This is a genomic window from Halomonas sp. DP3Y7-2 (assembly GCF_019800795.1).
GTDB lineage: Bacteria > Pseudomonadota > Gammaproteobacteria > Pseudomonadales > Halomonadaceae > Halomonas > Halomonas litopenaei_A.
The window spans coordinates 449,855-465,820 of record NZ_JAHVKJ010000011.1 but is presented as its reverse complement, the minus strand read 5'-3'; the positions used below and the strand labels follow the sequence as shown (position 1 = coordinate 465,820).

Sequence of the window (15,966 nt, the reverse complement as noted above, 5' to 3'; positions counted from 1 at the left end):
CTTTTCTTTTGATATGTCAGCTATTTATAGCATATCAGGGAAAAATCACGCGTAAACGTTGCAAACGTCATCGGTGGCGATGTTGTGACTCACGCTTTGGCTGTGCTGCTAAAGTATTAGATAAATGAAGTGATTCATGCTTAAGCATTAGTCATGGTTAGGAAGAAGAGATAGGGTTGGCGTCAAGGCAGTGCACTGCTTGGCCGACCGCGTTATAGCCCCGACAACAGTAACGTTGCGCCATAGGTCGCGACGCCCATGGCGACTGGCCAGCCAAGGGATCGAGTCCGACGCCAGGTGATCAAGGTCGCCAGGACTCCCAGCAGGGTAGCGGTCCAACCAGCCAGGGTGTTCTGGCTCGGTGCAAGCGACACACCCAGCACGGCAGCGATCATCAGAGGCCCCAGTACAGACAGCCACTGTGGCAACGTATCGACGCCCGCTTCAGCGCTTGAACGCGACAGACGTTTGCGCATCCAGATGAGCGGCAGCATGCGCATCAGCAGGGTACCGACGGTGGTGGCGGCGACTGCCAGCCAGAGTTCCATGCTCATGCGCAGCGTCTCCGGGTGGGGGCATGCTTGACGGTGTAGAAGCACAGCGCGCCAGTCAAGGCGGCCAAGGGGATACCCGCATTGGCAATCCCGCCAAGGGCGAGGGCAAGACCGGCAAGCACGGTAACAACGGTGGCGCAGGCCCAGCGAAAGTTGCTCATGCGGGGCGCTACCAGAACCAGAAACAGAGCCGGCAAGGCGAACGGCATTACCTCGCCGAGCAATGGCCAGCGCTGGACGACCCACTCTCCTCCTATCGCGCCAGCGGCAGTTCCGGCAATCCAGGCGAACCAGGCGAGCAGCGCCGCACCGCTGTACCAGCCCAGCCGCTGCTCGCTGGCCAGCTGTGGCAAGCGTGTCAATGCCAATGCAAAGACTTGATCGGTCAGGCCATGCATCAGCGCAGGCCACCATCGGCTGGAAGACATGTGAGCCGCCAGATTGGGTGCGTAGACCACATGACGCAGGTTGATCAGCAGCGTCATCCCGACCACCAGCCACAGCGGAGCTCCTGCTGCTGCCATGCCGACAAAGACAAACTGGGACGCTCCGGCGTAGATCAGCGTCGAGATGGCGACAGCTTCCCATGTAGTGAACCCGGCCTGTACGGCCACCAGCCCAAAGGAGATAGCGATGGGAATGTAACCACCCAGCAGCGGAATGGCTTCGCGTACCCCGACCAGCCAGGCGCTCGCGGTCAACGGGGGAGAGGTGGTCGTCATGTCGGTACAGTCCTTGTTGGGTAGACGATGGTGACGATTGCCGAAGAGGCTTGATCCTCGGTGGCGTACAGGTGAGGGCCGTCTGCAGCAAAGCTGTGGCTGTCGCCGGGTGCTAGCGTCCTTGTCAGCTCCTCTGCGCCGGTGCAGAGGCTGCCCGAGATCACGGTGATGGTCTCTCTAACGCCTTTGGGGTGACCGAGACTCCAGCGTTCTACCTGAGCGTCCAGGTGCATCCAGTAGATATCGACGCTGGGGCGGTCGTGTCCCTGGTCGATCAATTGGATCTGCACGCCCTGGTCGTCGAGTACAGCAGTGACGGGCTTGATCAGCGTGCCGAAAGGCACCTCCAACTGTGCCGCCAGTCGCCAGAGGGTATCCAGCGTGGGATTGCCGTTTCCCTGCTCCAGACGACACAGATTCGATTTAGCAATCCCTGCGTCGTTAGCGAGACGTGACAAGGACCAGCCTCGGGTTTCCCGCAACTGCTGAAGGTGGCGACCCAGGGCCTCAGCGTCGATAGAGGCTTCCGGTATGGGGTCCAGGCGGAGGTGGTCGTCAATCATGGGCGCGTTCCATTAGGCGATCGCTCGATGGATGGTTCACTATGACGTTAACGTGTTCGCTCAACGAAGCGTTCGTCACCTGGGCGCTCGAAAAGCAGAGCGTTCGATAAATAGAACGTTCGATAAATGGAACATAGCTGCCTTTGTGCCGTGTCGTCAACGTGAACGCTGAGCTGTATTCCGCCGCCGCTCTGAGTGCTGGCAACGAAACGGCGCAGGGGGCGTCTCTGCCCGCCTGCGTTGATACCCGCCTGCGTTGATACCCACCTGCGTTGATACCCACCTGTGTTAGTGCCCACCTGCGCTGGTGTTGGCGCCTCGCGATACGAACGATGGGTAACCGCCCGTCGCAGCGGTAGAGATCACCCCAGGAGCGTCGGCGGGTAAGCACTTCATAGCGGCGTTGATGTCGCCATCTGCCATGATCTGGGTACGCAGTGGGAGGGGAGGGTGAGGTCCGTTCGTGCGCTTCTGTGCTGGTTTTGCCAGAAAGCAGGAAAAAAAAATTCTGGTGAAAGGAGAACTTTTCTGGTGACGACTGTCATATGTGGTACAGACAGCATGCGCGATGGCAGTCGTTAGCAGTGTTGATCTGGTTTGCTAAATCGATCGTTGCGCCCCATGGCTTCCATGGGGCGTTTTTTTTTGCGCCAGCTGAGCCACGGGCGTGCGCCGACGGCAGGTCGACAGAGACCAAGGTTGGCTGGCCCAGGGCTTATGTCCAAGGGCTTATGACCGAGGGCCTGGCGCGAATGGCGGGAGACGAGGGGCGAGCAGCCTTCTGCGCACAGCCGGACGACAGGATAATAGACCGGGATGAGTCCTGCCATAGGACGTTGCTCAAGGCATCAGGGGCTGGTTTGGCGCCAAGGGCGGGGCGAGAAGGTCTGGGGGAGAAAGGAAGGGCCGAGCAAGCGGCACGCCATCTTTCAGGGGGCTGCGCTGGGAGACTGAAAACCCTCTTCCCCCACAGGGGCGACCCAGCAGGGGAAGAGGACAGTCAGCAAGTGCGTCAGGCGCTACGTTGATGACGACGCATCGATAGCACCGCGTTAAGCACGTCGCGACGCGTCACGATGCCGACGAGCCGGCCCTGTTCGGTCACCGGGTAGACCTTGGGCTTAGCACCGAGCATTTCCTGGGCCAGGTCGACGATGCTCTTGGTGGGTGACACTGAAAGGACTTCGTTGCGCATCAGTTCACTGACCAGTGGGGCTTCATGGTCCAGATACAGGCTTTCTATCACCTTGCCGAGTACGTCCTGCTCCGAAATGAAGCCGACAAGGTGATCGCCGCTATCCACGACCGGTGCACCTGGCAATCGATGCAGCGCCAGTCCTTCCGCGAGGGTAGAGATGGACGTCTGGCCGCTGACGCGGTAGCAGTCCTTCGACATGATGTCGCGGACGATAGATGGAGGTGCCTTGTGTGGCATAGCCGCTCTCCTGTGTGCTTGACCGTCAAGCCCCGGGGCCGCATTCCAGACAGCGCTCGGTGATGGCTGGACCTCTGCGCAGGCTGACATTCAGATCCCTCAGCGCAGTTCTCAGGCCTTCCTCCACCACCGGATGGTAGAAAGGCATTTCCAGCAGACGGTCAACGGTCAGTCGTTGGTCGATGGACCAGGCCAGCAGGTGGCCCAGGTGTTCCGCCCGAGGGCCGAACATTTCCGCGCCGAGGAGAATTCCTGTGCCGTGTTCAGCGTAGAGCCGCAGCTTGCCCCGGTTCTGACGCATCACCGTGGAGCGTCCCTGATCCTCAAAGGAGACCTCTCCGATGGCCACGTTGCTCAGGTGTTCATCCCGACGCTTCAGTTCAGCGTAGCCCATCCCCGCGCTTGCCATCTGTGGATCGGTAAAGACAACTGCCAACGGTGTGCGTCGCCGTCCGGCTCGGATCTCCGGGTAGCGACCAGCATTGTCTCCAGCGATACGTCCTTCATCGGAGGCCTCGTGCAGCAAGGGCAGGTCCTGATTGGCATCGCCGGCGATAAAGATGGGAGCCGCTTGGCCGTCATCAAAGCGACACTGCATGGTAAGCCGGTCAAACAGCGGTACACCGCGCTCGTTAAGCTCGAGCCCCGTCTTGTGAAGGTCCAGGCGATCCACATTCGGTCTGCGTCCCGTGGCGGCCAGCAGGTAGTCGAAACGTTCGCTCTTTTCGGTGTCGCTGTCGCGGCAGTGGAAGGTCACCACCACCTGGTCTCCCTCACGCGCTACGCGTTTGACCGTGGCATCCGGATCCAGCGGGAAGTCGTCATTGAAGGTTCTGTCGGCTACCTGCTTGAGCTCAGGGTCACCCAGCGGACCAATCGCCCCACCCACGCCGAACATGCGCACCCTGACGCCCAGATGACGAAGCGCCTGGCCCAGCTCAAGCCCGATGACGCCGGGACCAAAGACCACCACCGACTCCGGCAGATCCTGCCACTCGAACAGGTCGTCATTGATGATCAGTCGGTCACCTGCACCATTGAGGAAATCGGGCCAGGAAGGGCGAGAGCCGGTGGCAATGACAATGCGCTTGGCCTTGATGCGCGTGTGCTCGCCCACCACCAGCGTGGTGGCATCTTCAAAGCGAGCCGCTCCCAGGATGCGATCTTCATCCTCGATGCGGGACATTGACGACATCACGCTGCCAACGAAGCGGTCGCGCTCACGTTTCAGGCGTTCCATTACCGCCCGGCCATCGACGCTGACACCACTGACCTTGATACCGAAGCCTTCGGCGTCGTTGGCTTGGTGAGCTACATCGGCTGCCGATATCAGTAGTTTCGACGGCATGCATCCCACCCGCGCACATGTCGTGCCGAATGCCCCCGACTCGATCAGCACCAGCTTGTCGGTGTGCTGGCGGGCTGCGTGCCAGGCGCCGAGTCCGGCGCTTCCTGCACCGATAATTGCGATATCGACCTGTCTTTCCTGCATGATATGTCTCCTTGAGCGATGGCAGCCTGGGGTAAGGGAACCCATAGGCACAGCCTCTATCAAAAAGGTAGGACAGGAGGTACTCATTGCCCCATAGATCAGGCGTCACTGTTACATCAAAGCCTGCATTGGCACACTTGCACGATCAGACCCGTGACGGCCCTCGATGAGGTAGGGGGCGCTGGCGTGACAAAGGGCGGCGACACAGGCGCCTTGCCGCGTCGATCATTGGGCTCCCGTGCCGATGACCATGACAGAATGAGGAGGAAACGGATCCGTGGATGCGCGTGAATATCTAGCCCGTAAAGGGCTTGATGGCGAACGAGATCGAGAGCGCCCCAACACCCTGGAAGAAAAGGCCTGGGATCGTGCTCGTGAGTCCAACGACCACCGTCCCAAGGCGGGCACGCCCCATGACTGGGAGGACTGGGAGCGCTATCACGAGGTGCTGGCTGAGGGCGCGGATCGGCTGGAACAGAAGATCGACGTTGATGCCCATCGTCAGGCGTCACCGACCGAAGCCGACAAGCCATCGTCACAGGCGTCGGGGGTGGAGCAATACCTTCCCCCGACAAAGCAAGACGGGGGGGCCGAGGAAAAGACGTCGAGTGAGCCAGCCACAGATGACGCGGCCTCGAACACACCCACCGCTGAGGCCAACCAGCATGGGGTAAGTGATACGGACAGCAAGGCCTCGGGAAAGGCGACCAATAGTGAGTCCCATGTGGCATCGGCCTTGATGGCGTCTCCGGCAGCCAGGCTCGCGCTGATGCTGCTGGTGCTGTTGGTCCCTCCACTGGCCGTCGCTGTCACTGAGGGTGGAGCGCGCCGCGTCTCCATTGCCTTTCTGCTGACCTTGCTGGGTTGGTTGCCCGGCGTGCTGTATGGCGCCTGGTGGCTGAAGCGCATCAATCACTGATGCCAGCTCATCGCCACACCCGCTGAGGCTAAGGCGACAGGCGGTGACGTTCTAAACCGACAGCGTGGGCGCTGCGGCGCTGCGCTGGAGGCGTCCTGCGCCTCATCGCGTTCGTCGGATCTGTTCAGCGCTTGCTGGGTATCGCGTATACTCCCGTAAACTTTTTAGGCGGAAGGAGTTTACGGTGGGCTATCTGGTCGTGGTCACTGTCCTTTGGGCATTTTCGTTTTCGCTGATCGGTGTCTATCTCGCCGGCCAGGTAGACAGCTATTTTGCCGTGATGCTGCGCGTCAGCCTGGCGGCACTGGTCTTTCTGCCCCTGCTCAAGCCACGCCTGCTGGCAGGTCAGCAGCGCCTGATCCTGATGGCGCTGGGTGCCGTCCAATTGGGCGTGATGTACATCTTCTTCTATCAATCGTTCTTGCTGCTGTCGGTACCTGAAGTCCTGCTGTTCACCATCTTCACTCCGCTTTACATCGCTGTTCTGGACGACCTGGCGTTTTCCCGATTCACCCCTTTTCACCTGGTCACGGCGGGCTTGGCGGTGTTGGGGGCGGCGGTCATTCGCTACCACGGCGTCAACGAGGACTTCTGGTTGGGCTTTCTTGTCGTCCAGGGGGCGAATCTCTGCTTTGCGCTGGGCCAGGTCGGTTACCGGCGGCTGTCCGCGGCGCTTCCGGAGGAACTGCCGCGTCACAGCGTGTTCGCCTGGTTCTACCTTGGCGCTGCCTGTGTGGCGCTACCGGCCTTTGCCCTGTTGGGCGACAGCAGCAGCCTGCCCACGACCTTGACCCAATGGGGCGTACTGCTGTGGCTGGGGCTGGTTGCCTCAGGGCTCGGCTTTTTCCTGTGGAATCTGGGCGCCGTCAGGGTGGACGCCGGAGCCTTGGCCATCATGAACAACATGCTGATCCCCGCGGGCCTGGTCGTGAACCTGGTGATCTGGAATCGCGACGCTGACCTGCCGCGCTTGCTGCTGGGTGGCGCGATCATCGCCGCCTCGCTGTGGCTGAATGGTTGGTGGCAGCGGCGTCGAGGCCAAGCGTTGGTGTAAGCGTCAGGCCTCGTTTGCCCCGCCGCGTCCCCCTCGCCATAATGAGCGGTCGTCAAGGGAAGGATGCGTGGATGCAATCGTTCAAGAACATCGGGCTGATCGGGCGCCTGGGCAGCGCCAAGGTGGTCGAGACCCTGAAACGCCTGATTCGGTTTCTGGATGATGGCGGGTACCACGTCATCATTGAAGATCGCACGGCGTCAGCGCTGTTGGAGAGAGGCCATGCCGAGGCCAGCAGGCGAATGCTTGGCGAGCTGTGCGACCTGGTGATTGTCGTCGGTGGTGATGGCAGCCTGCTGGGAGCCGCGCGCACCCTGTGCCGCAGCGGGACCCTGGTGCTAGGGGTCAATCGAGGCAGGCTGGGCTTTCTGACCGATATCTCGCCAGACGAGCTGGAAGCCCGGGTAGGGGAGGTGCTGGCGGGCCATTACGAGGTCGAGCAGCGCTTTTTGCTGGACGCCGAGCTGTATCGTGGTGATGCGTTGGTCGGCAGCGGCGATGCGCTGAACGAGATCGTGCTGCACCCGGGCAAGGCGGTGCGCATGATCGAGTTCGAGTTGTTCATTGATGGTCAGTTCGTTTACAGCCAGCGTAGCGACGGCCTGATTGTCGCGACACCCACTGGATCTACTGCCTATGCGATGTCCGGTGGCGGCCCGATCATGCATCCCAAGCTCGACGTGGTGACCCTGGTCCCCATGTTTCCCCACACCCTGTCGAGTCGCCCCATCGTCATCGATGCCGATTGCGAGATCCGCTGTCATATCGGTGAGACCAACCAGACCTACCCGCACATCAGCTGCGATGGGCAGACCCGTGCCGTCGCCAAGCCTGACGATGTCCTGGTGATTCGCCGCAAGCCTCAGAACGTTCAACTCGTACACCCCCTCGGGCACAATTTTTACGACGTCCTGCGCAGTAAGCTGGGCTGGAGCAACAGGTTGGGAGACTGAGGTGAGTCGACTGGACGGTTACGATCTGATCGGCGATGTGCACGGCTGCGGGGCGACCCTGGCAACCCTGCTCGAGCGTCTTGGCTATCACCTGCGCAATGGCGTCTATCGCCACCCCCATCGCAAGGTCATCTTCCTTGGCGATCTTATCGATCGCGGGCCGCGTATTCGCCTGGCGGTCACCATTGCGCGACGCATGGTAGAGGAGGGCGAAGCCTACATTGTGCTTGGCAATCACGAAATCAGCGCCTTGACCTACACCCAGAAGGCGCCGCCAGGCCATGGCCGTGAATGGCTGCGTCCGCATACGCCTCGTCATAACCGCATCATTCGGGAGACGCTTGAGCAATATCGCGATCATCCCCAGGAGTGGGACGATGCTCTTGCCTGGTTCCGAGAGATTCCGCTGTATCTGGAGATGGATGGCATTCGTGTCGTGCATGCCTGCTGGGATACGGCTCTGGTCCAGGCCTTTCAGCAGCTACGGCCTGACGGGCGTGTGGATCAGGAATTTCTGCTTCGCGCCTCCCAGCATGGCACCCTCGAATCGCGTATCCTTGAGCGCCTGACGCGTGGCGGTTCCATTCCATTGCCTGAGGGCATTGCGATTCATTCTGGAGACGGCTTTACTCGACGCAGTTTTCGCACCCATTTCTGGGCAAACAGCCCCGTCACCTGGGGGGATGTGGTGTTTCAGCCGGACAACCTGCCCGGCGATCTCGAGAGTCGTCCACTCAGCGATGCCGAGCGTGCCTCCCTCAGCTACTATGGGCCCGATGAGCCACCGCTGTTCATTGGCCACTACTGGTGCGAAGGAATACCGGCGCTGCCAGCCCCCAACGTGGCCTGCCTGGACTACAGTGCGGTGAAGTACGGACGCCTGGTCGCCTATCGCTACAGCTTCGAGTCGCGACTCGATGCCAACCATTTTGTGTGGGTGCCGGTGCCTCGAGATGTCAGTCAGCGACCGCTGCCGAGGGAGATTACTTTCGACTGATACAAAGCGTTACATTAAATTTTGCCGACGAGTTGAACCCTTTAGGCAAGTGGACGTCTGAATAGGTGTTCCCTTGAATGATCCCTTGCTCTTGTCCGGCGGCCCCCTCCGCCGGACTTTTTGTATGCGCAGCATTTGTATGGGGAAACCCGTACACAGGCATGACGTGCAGCGCGTTTATCGCCACTCCATGGAGACGCCATGTATCGGGTCTTGCTGATACCACATGAGATCGACACCCGCGAACTGCGTCAGGCGCTGTGGGCGCAGCGCATCAGCCATCGCATCACGCAAGACGAAGAGGGACAAACCCTGTGGCTGGCCGATCTCAAGCAACGTGATGCCACGGCCGAGCTGGTCAGGCGCTGGCAACAGGGTGAGGCGATGCCTCCGCCGGCAGCCTCGAGGTCGCGTGGCCAGGTAGATTGGGCGTTGCTGTTGCGTCAGCATCCGGTGACGCTCGCGACGCTGGCGCTGTGCGTTGTGGTATTTGCAGCGATCGCCGTGTGGGGAGACATGGTGCTTGCCTGGTTGGCGATCGTGCCGCTGGGCATCAGTCAGGGCGCCCTTGCTGTCGGTACCATTCCTGACGCCCTGGCATTGGGGCAGGTGTGGCGGCCCTTGTCGCCGATCTTCCTGCATTTTGGCTGGATGCACCTGGTCTTCAACATGATGTGGTTGTGGTACTTCGGACGCCAGGTAGAGCGCCTGAATGGGCCAGGAAGAATGCTGATCATCGTCGTGCTGGCGGGGCTGGCGGGCAACCTAGCCCAGTATGCCACCGGCACGGTGCTGTTTGGTGGCATGTCCGGCGTCGACTTTGGCCTGCTGGGGTATGTCTGGTTGATGTCTCGGCGGGCTCCCAGCAGCGGCTTCTTCGTGCCCCAGATGCTGGTGGTGTTCATGCTGGGCTGGATGATCTTCACCATGACCGATCTGGCGGGTTTCGTCGGCTTTGGCAATGTGGCCAACGAGGCGCACCTGGGCGGATTGCTCGTGGGGCTGCTGCTAGGCTGGTATCATTCACGCACATCACGCCGACACTAGAGCGATCCCATGAGCGACATGACCTTCGAGCGAATGATTTCCCAAATGACGCCGGCGATCTATCAGAGCCTGAAACAGGCGGTATCGCTGCGCAAGTGGCCAGACGGGCGGATGCTGACCCCCGAGCAGACCGAGCTTTGCATGGAAGCCGTGATGCGCTACGAGCATGAAAATAACGTGCCCGAGGACAGCCGTATTGGCTATCTCGAGCAGCGTACCTGCGGTGCGGCTGCCAGTGGTGCGGGGGTATCTGCGGAGATGGCGGGGCTTGCCCGGGATGCCAGTCGTGACTGAAGTGCTTGCCCACGGTTGTCTGTCCAAGATGGGGGTCGAACCCGACTCCCCCGCGCGCTATACCCTCAAGGCTGGCGAGAACCGTCTGCCGCTCAACGACTACCTGGGCCACACTCTGCGCCTCGAGTGGAGTGGCGCCATCGCCTGCACCCACTGTGGGCGAGCCACCAAGAAGAGTTTTGGCCAGGGGCACTGCTATCCCTGCTTCAAGCGCCTCGCCCAGTGTGACAGCTGCATCATGAAGCCTGAGCTGTGTCACTTCTTCGCGGGGACCTGTCGTGACCCACAGTGGGGTGAACGCTTCTGTTTTCAGCCCCATGTGGTGTACCTGTCCAATGCTTCCGGGCTCAAGGTCGGTATCACCCGCGGTACTCAGGTACCTACTCGCTGGCTGGACCAGGGTGCCATTCAGGCACTGCCCATTCTCGAGGTCGATACGCGCCAGCAGTCGGGCTTCGTCGAAGTGCTGTTCAAGGAGGAAGTCTCTGATCGCACCAACTGGCGAGCCATGCTCAAGGGCCAGGTCGAGGAGCTGGACCTGGTGGCCGAGCGTGATCTTTTGCTGGAGCGGCTATCGAGCGGGCTATCGAGCCTGCGTGAGCGTTTCAGTGCTGATGCCATCCGGGTGCTGGATGATAGCGTTCGGCATTTTGCCTACCCTGTACTGGAACATCCCACCAAGGTGACGTCGCATAACCTGGATAAACATCCGGTGGTGGAAGGTACCTTGATGGGCATCAAGGGGCAGTACCTGATGTTCGATAGCGGAGTGATCAACCTGCGCAAGTACACCGGGTACGAGATTTCCCTCGCTGCTTGAGGTTCCTCTGCCGCCTTGCCAGGATCGCCCCCAGTCAATGACGCGGTGGATGGTAAGAGCCAAGGAGAGGTGCCATGTACGTGCTGCATATTGCCAATCGTCAGATGTCATCCTGGTCACTGCGGGCCTGGATGACCCTGCGCCAGGGGGATATCCCCTTCGAGCTGGCCTTTCATCCGTTTGATGAGCAGGGCGACAGCTTTGACGCCTTTCGTCGCTTCTCACCCAGCGGCAGGGTCCCTTGTCTGCATGATGGCCATCAGGTCGTGTGGGATTCTTTATCCATTGTCGAGTATCTGGCTGAGCGCCATCCTGGCGTCTGGCCCGCTGACCCCGGGGCTCGGGCCTGGGCCAGAAGTGCCTGCGCCGAGATGCACTCAGGGTTTCTCGCACTGCGCGAGCAGTGCCCAATGCACTGTGCCTTGCGCGTCAGGCTCCACCAGCTGAGCCCCGAAGTGTTGCGAGATCTCGAACGTCTCAATGAGCTGTTTGAGGATGGCTTGGCGCGCTTTGGCGGCCCTTACCTCGGCGGCGGGGCGTTTTCTGCCGTGGATGCCTTTTTCGCCCCGATAGCCTTCAGGCAGCAGACCTACGATCTTCCCATGGAGGGTCAGGCGCGAGACTATCTTGAGCGCCTGCGCGCGCTACCTGCGATGCAACAATGGCAAAGCGAGGCGCTGGAAGAGCCCCATCGGGAAGATCATTTGGAGGCCAACATAGCCGCAACCGGACGTATTCTTGAGGACCTGCGGGAAGACAGCGGCTGCTGATACCGAGCCTGTTCAGCTACAAAGAGAAGCCGATACGGGTTAGAACAGTGACCCCTGCCGCTGGGGAGGCCTGAAGCTGGAAGTGTCCAGCGTCGTTTCATCGCGCTGTGGCAGGCCAAGGCGACGGCAGGCCTTACGGTAGCGCTGATCGAGCAGGTCGGCGAAGACCCCTTGGCCGCGCATGCGGTGACCAAAACGGCTGTCGTAGTCCTGTCCGTTGCGACACTGGCGAATCAGGCTCATCACCTTTGCTGCGCGTTGTGGGTAATGGTGCTCCAGCCACTCTGCAAACAGTGGGGCGACTTCATGGGGTAGACGCAGCAGCATCCAACCTGCACTGCTGGCCCCCGCGTCTTTCGCAGCGGTCAGCAAGGTTTCAAGCTCATGATCGGTCAACCCGGGAATGACCGGTGATATCAGGGCGCCGGTGGGGATGCCGAGAGCCGCCAGCTCATGCAAGGTTTTCAGCCTTGCCTTGGGCGAGGCAGCCCTGGGCTCCAAGCGCCGTTTGAGATCGTCATCCAGGCTGGTGAGGCTGATCATGACCTTGACCAGCCGCCGTCTCGCCAAGGCCTGTAACACCTCCTTGTCGCGCAGGATCAGCGTGCTCTTGGTGATCAAGGTGACCGGGTGTCGGCATTCCAGCAGCAGCTCAAGTAACTCCCGTGTAGAGCGGTACTCGGCTTCGATGGGTTGATAGGCATCGGTATTGCCGGACAGGTTGATGGGGCGGCAGACGTACTGTGGTTTGCACAGCTCTTCACGAAGCCGCTCCACCAGCCCGGTTCGGGCGATCAGGCGTGTTTCGAAATCGATCCCGGGGGACATGTCCCAATAGGCATGACTTGGCCGCGCATAGCAGTAGATGCAGCCATGCTCGCAGCCTCGGTAAGGATTGATGGAACGGTCAAAGGGCAGATCGGGTGAGCGATTCCACGACAGGGCGCTCTTGGCAGATTCTGTTGCCGTTACCGTAGCGATGCGCTCGGGCATCGCCTCCTGCCACCAGCCGTCATGCTCCGCTTCGCTGCGGGTCGGGGCAAAGCGGTTGGCCGGTGAGAAGGTGGCACCGCGTCCCTTGATCGGCTCCATCGGGTCTGATCCTCGGCCGTTTTCGATGGTCATAGGTTAGTAGATAACTGTTTTTATATCCAGTATTTTGGCGCTCGCGAGGGAAGGGGGGGCAACCGCAAGAGGCCGCCTAAGGGCGGCCTCTTGTTGGTTTACCAGGGAAGCGTTATTGCTTCGGCGTAAAGGAGCCGGCTTCCTGGCGCTGGGGATACTCTTCAAAGGTGACGACAGGACCGATCGATTTCCGCAAGGGGCCCTACCCAGTTCCATGTGATCGTGACGCGCCACCCGAAGAACTATCCCGTCGGCGTGTGATCGGCACACCGGTTACGGAAACCGCATTTTGCTCCGCCAAGATGGTCAAGCGGTTCGTCGCAGTACCGTATGGCTGCTTTGAGCCAAACTCCTTGATGCTGTATCGGCTACGAATGGCGGCTGACGCATCATCACGCGTCAGGCATACGCCACTCTTTTGGTGCGTCGCGGGTATAGCCTTGAAATAGAAAGCCTCCATCCGGCTCCAGGACGTGTTCGCAAAGTCGAATGACGTCTGTGGTATCGCCACTGGTGAATGCGGCCTCAAAAGCCTCTTCGAAGCGTCTGTGGAACTCGGGATCAAAGCTCATGAGCCTCCTGGGAATGCTCTTTCCTTTGGCTGACCACTGGTTTTGCGACCGGAGAAAGTGATTGGCAATGGCCGAGTAGAGATTTGAGACGACGATACGAAGCTCCGCTTTGTTGCGAGGCTCACGGATATCTTCGACCATATCGCTGATGACATAGCGCGAGTTTTCGCGTTCATGTTGCTCCCATCGGAACGGGCCTTCTTCCAAAATTTGAGATGCTAGGCTTTTGATAAGACTACCTAATTTTGTTTCACGAGGTATCTCGATGCCATCACTGACCATGTTGGACAGAGTGGGCACTCCCGATGGACGGTCCACCTCCCGAAAGAAGTACTCCAACGTTTGAGGATCGTGAATGAATGCCTCAACGGGCCAGCCGTCGAAAATAAACGACTGCCTTTGAGCGTTTTCAGTGCGCTCAAAGACCACCACCAAGTCAAGATCCGAATAAGCTGTTGCTTCGTCTCGAACCACCGAGCCCGCGAGCATGCAGGCGCTTGCTTCAGGAAAAAGCTGGTCACGAATTTTCTCTGCGGTGGATAAAGCCGCTGAAAGCTTCTGGCTCAATTGCAAGCTCCTTGCTGGTAGAACAAGAGAGATAGCCGGATATTGTGTATGGCGGGCAATAGGAAGGGTGGCGTTTCCTGTTGACTGATTTCGCCAGATTACAACCAACACAGGATGGATACGCGATATCTCATCCTAGCCTCCATGCGGTGTCACAGCCAGAATCCGGTGTCACTGACCCGCTACTGTTGCGCCAAGGAGCTTGGGACCTCATCTCCAAGGCTGTGGAGGCGGAGTTGACCACCTTGATTGCGCGGTAGAGCACTGGGTGTATATCCGCACTATGAATCCCATCGAATCGACCTTCTCCACGGTTCGTCTGCTGAGCAGGGAACTGGACGGAGAACACAACCGCAAGAGGCCGCCCAAGGGCGGCCTCTTGTTGGTTTACCAGGGAAGCGTTATTGCTTCGGCGTAAAGGAGCCGGCTTCCTGGCGCTGGGGATACTCTTCAAAGGTGGCCATGAAGTCCGCCACGATCTTGCCTACCGGACCAAAGGCATACATGCGACGCAGCTGCCAGTCGTCATAGTAGGAAGAATCCAGCGGGGCCGCCTCGAAGGGGTCCGCCTGCAGGTCGATCAAGAGCGGGGCCTTGAGCTGGGTCTGCGGACGCCGCCATGCGTCCATCCCCTCATGCTCCTGGATGCTGAAGTGGGCCTTGAAGCGATCGAAGCGCACGGCACCCAGAGATCCGTCATCGACGAAGGCAAAGAAGGTGTTGCGCGGCCACTCGCCCGCATCCTCGGCACCGGTAAGGTTAGGCAGCAGATTGTAGCCATCGATATGAACGTTGAAGTCCTTGTCTCCGGCGCTGTAGCCGTCCAGCAGCTTCTGCTTGATGTCGGGCTCACCCGCGGCGGCAATCAGCGTCGGGAACATGTCTTCCAGTGACAGGATCTCGTTGGAGACCTGTCCCGGTTCGATGTGGCCCGGCCAGCTCATCATGAATGGAACGCGAATACCGCCTTCCCAGGTGGTCGCCTTTTCGCCGCGGAACGGCGTGGTCCCGCCATCCGGCCAGGTAAACTTCTCGGCGCCGTTGTCGGTGGTGTAGATGATGATGGTGTTGTCATCAGCGCCCAGCTCTTCGAGCTTGTCGAGCAGGCGACCCACCAGAGCGTCATGTTCGACCATACCGTCGGCATAGACACCCAGCCCGGTGCGGCCTTCGCTCTCTTCCTTCAGGTGGGTAAAGATGTGCATTCGGGTGGTGTTGTACCACACGAACCAGGGGGTATCGGAGGCTTCCTGACGCTCGATGAAGTCCTCTGTCGCGGCCAGGAATTCCTCATCGATGGTTTCCATGCGCTGTTTGGTCAGCGGGCCGGTATCCTCGATCTGGCCATCGGCGGTGGAGTGAATGACGCCACGTGGGCCGAACTGTTCACGGAATTCTGGGTCACCCGGATAGTCGGGGTTTTCCGGTTCTTCTTCCGCATTCAGGTGGTAGAGGTTGCCGAAGAATTCGTCGAAGCCGTGATTGGTCGGCAGGTACTCGTCGCGATCACCCAGGTGGTTCTTGCCGAACTGGCCGGTGGCGTATCCCATCGGCTTGAGGATCTCAGCGATGGTGGGGTCTTCCGGCTGAAGGCCAAGGGGATCGCCCGGCATACCGATCTTGAGGAGTCCGGTGCGTTTGGGCGACTGCCCAGTAATGAAGGCGGCTCGTCCCGCGGTGCAGCTTTGCTGTCCGTAAGCATCGGTAAAGCGGATACCTTCCTCGGCAATGCTGTCGATGTTCGGGGTGGTATATCCCATCATGCCGCTGTTATAGGCACTGGTGTTGAACCAGCCGATATCGTCACCCATGATCACCAGGATGTTTGGCTTGTCCGACGAATCGTCCTCTTCGGTAGCCGCGGCAGGCTGGATGCTTGCGGCAAGGCTGACAGCTGCCAGCGATGCCACCACGATGCCCTTCCAGGGCGTACTGGATACCGACGAATGCAATCTCATGATCACTCCTTTTCGTTAGCGTGTTTCAGTGCATGATGCGAAAACGGCTTGGTTACCGCGCTGGTGCTACGGTATCTCCGGGTCTTGCGACGCCTTGCCAGGTCAGGCGTCTTGAAGCGAGAGA

General features: G+C 59.9%; 16 protein-coding genes. 8 read left to right on the top strand and 8 right to left on the bottom strand.

All coding sequences use genetic code 11. The features are described from left to right. Positions 1–212 precede the first annotated feature (212 nt). From KUV45_RS17685 to KUV45_RS17665, 5 genes are all read right to left on the bottom strand, one after another. The gene (locus KUV45_RS17685) at positions 213–554 is read right to left on the bottom strand and encodes an AzlD domain-containing protein (RefSeq protein ID WP_222163658.1); all 342 of its coding nucleotides are present in this window, start codon (positions 552–554) and stop codon (positions 213–215) included. Beyond that, complete coding sequence (locus KUV45_RS17680) at positions 551–1,276, bottom strand: AzlC family ABC transporter permease (protein WP_222163657.1); 726 nt, start codon at positions 1,274–1,276, stop codon at positions 551–553. Before KUV45_RS17680 ends, KUV45_RS17685 begins: the two co-directional genes overlap by 4 nt. Beyond that, on the bottom strand, positions 1,273–1,839 hold the full coding sequence (locus KUV45_RS17675; RefSeq protein ID WP_222163656.1) for a helix-turn-helix domain-containing protein: 567 nt from the start codon (positions 1,837–1,839) through the stop codon (positions 1,273–1,275). Before KUV45_RS17675 ends, KUV45_RS17680 begins: the two co-directional genes overlap by 4 nt. A 1,012-nt stretch (positions 1,840–2,851) precedes the next feature. After that, positions 2,852–3,274 (bottom strand): CBS domain-containing protein, encoded by a 423-nt coding sequence (locus tag KUV45_RS17670; protein ID WP_206943543.1) that lies wholly within the window; start codon positions 3,272–3,274, stop codon positions 2,852–2,854. 25 nt (positions 3,275–3,299) lie between these two features. After that, positions 3,300–4,766: a dihydrolipoyl dehydrogenase gene (locus KUV45_RS17665; protein ID WP_222163655.1), complete on the bottom strand. Its 1,467-nt coding sequence runs from the start codon at positions 4,764–4,766 to the stop codon at positions 3,300–3,302. A 277-nt stretch (positions 4,767–5,043) separates the two neighbouring features. Between KUV45_RS17665 and KUV45_RS17660 the strand changes: the two genes are divergently transcribed. From KUV45_RS17660 to KUV45_RS17625, 8 genes are all read left to right on the top strand, one after another. Continuing rightward, positions 5,044–5,685 carry a YqaE/Pmp3 family membrane protein gene (locus KUV45_RS17660; protein WP_222163654.1) on the top strand — a complete coding sequence of 214 codons (642 nt, stop codon included), beginning with the start codon at positions 5,044–5,046 and terminating at the stop codon, positions 5,683–5,685. 184 nt (positions 5,686–5,869) lie between these two features. Beyond that, the gene (locus tag KUV45_RS17655) at positions 5,870–6,739 is read left to right on the top strand and encodes a DMT family transporter (protein WP_206943538.1); all 870 of its coding nucleotides are present in this window, start codon (positions 5,870–5,872) and stop codon (positions 6,737–6,739) included. Between the two features lie 71 nt (positions 6,740–6,810). Further along, on the top strand, positions 6,811–7,692 hold the full coding sequence (locus KUV45_RS17650) for an NAD(+) kinase (RefSeq protein ID WP_206943535.1): 882 nt from the start codon (positions 6,811–6,813) through the stop codon (positions 7,690–7,692). 10 nt (positions 7,693–7,702) lie between these two features. Then, positions 7,703–8,689: a metallophosphoesterase gene (locus KUV45_RS17645; protein WP_222163716.1), complete on the top strand. Its 987-nt coding sequence runs from the start codon at positions 7,703–7,705 to the stop codon at positions 8,687–8,689. A 201-nt stretch (positions 8,690–8,890) separates the two neighbouring features. Continuing rightward, entirely contained in the window at positions 8,891–9,736 is an 846-nt protein-coding gene (locus KUV45_RS17640; protein WP_222163653.1) for a rhomboid family intramembrane serine protease, read from the top strand. 9 nt (positions 9,737–9,745) lie between these two features. Further along, a complete protein-coding gene (locus KUV45_RS17635; protein ID WP_206943524.1) occupies positions 9,746–10,030 on the top strand; it encodes a YeaC family protein in 285 nt (94 codons plus the stop codon). Beyond that, positions 10,014–10,850, top strand: coding sequence for a DUF2797 domain-containing protein (locus KUV45_RS17630; protein WP_374107044.1), 837 nt, complete (start codon positions 10,014–10,016; stop codon positions 10,848–10,850). The genes KUV45_RS17635 and KUV45_RS17630 overlap by 17 nt, the downstream gene beginning before the upstream one ends. A gap of 74 nt (positions 10,851–10,924) precedes the next feature. Next, positions 10,925–11,620, top strand: a complete 696-nt coding sequence (locus tag KUV45_RS17625) for a glutathione S-transferase family protein (protein WP_222163652.1) — start codon at positions 10,925–10,927, stop codon at positions 11,618–11,620. 39 nt (positions 11,621–11,659) lie between these two features. Here KUV45_RS17625 and KUV45_RS17620 read toward each other — a convergent pair whose 3' ends face one another. The 3 genes from KUV45_RS17620 to KUV45_RS17610 form a co-directional block, all read right to left on the bottom strand. Further along, a complete protein-coding gene (locus KUV45_RS17620) occupies positions 11,660–12,712 on the bottom strand; it encodes a PA0069 family radical SAM protein (RefSeq protein ID WP_222163651.1) in 1,053 nt (350 codons plus the stop codon). Positions 12,713–13,137: 425 nt separating this feature from the next. After that, positions 13,138–13,884, bottom strand: a complete 747-nt coding sequence (locus tag KUV45_RS17615; protein WP_222163650.1) for a nucleotidyltransferase domain-containing protein — start codon at positions 13,882–13,884, stop codon at positions 13,138–13,140. A gap of 401 nt (positions 13,885–14,285) precedes the next feature. After that, positions 14,286–15,842, bottom strand: a complete 1,557-nt coding sequence (locus KUV45_RS17610; RefSeq protein WP_222163649.1) for an arylsulfatase — start codon at positions 15,840–15,842, stop codon at positions 14,286–14,288. Between the last annotated feature and the right edge of the window lie 124 nt (positions 15,843–15,966).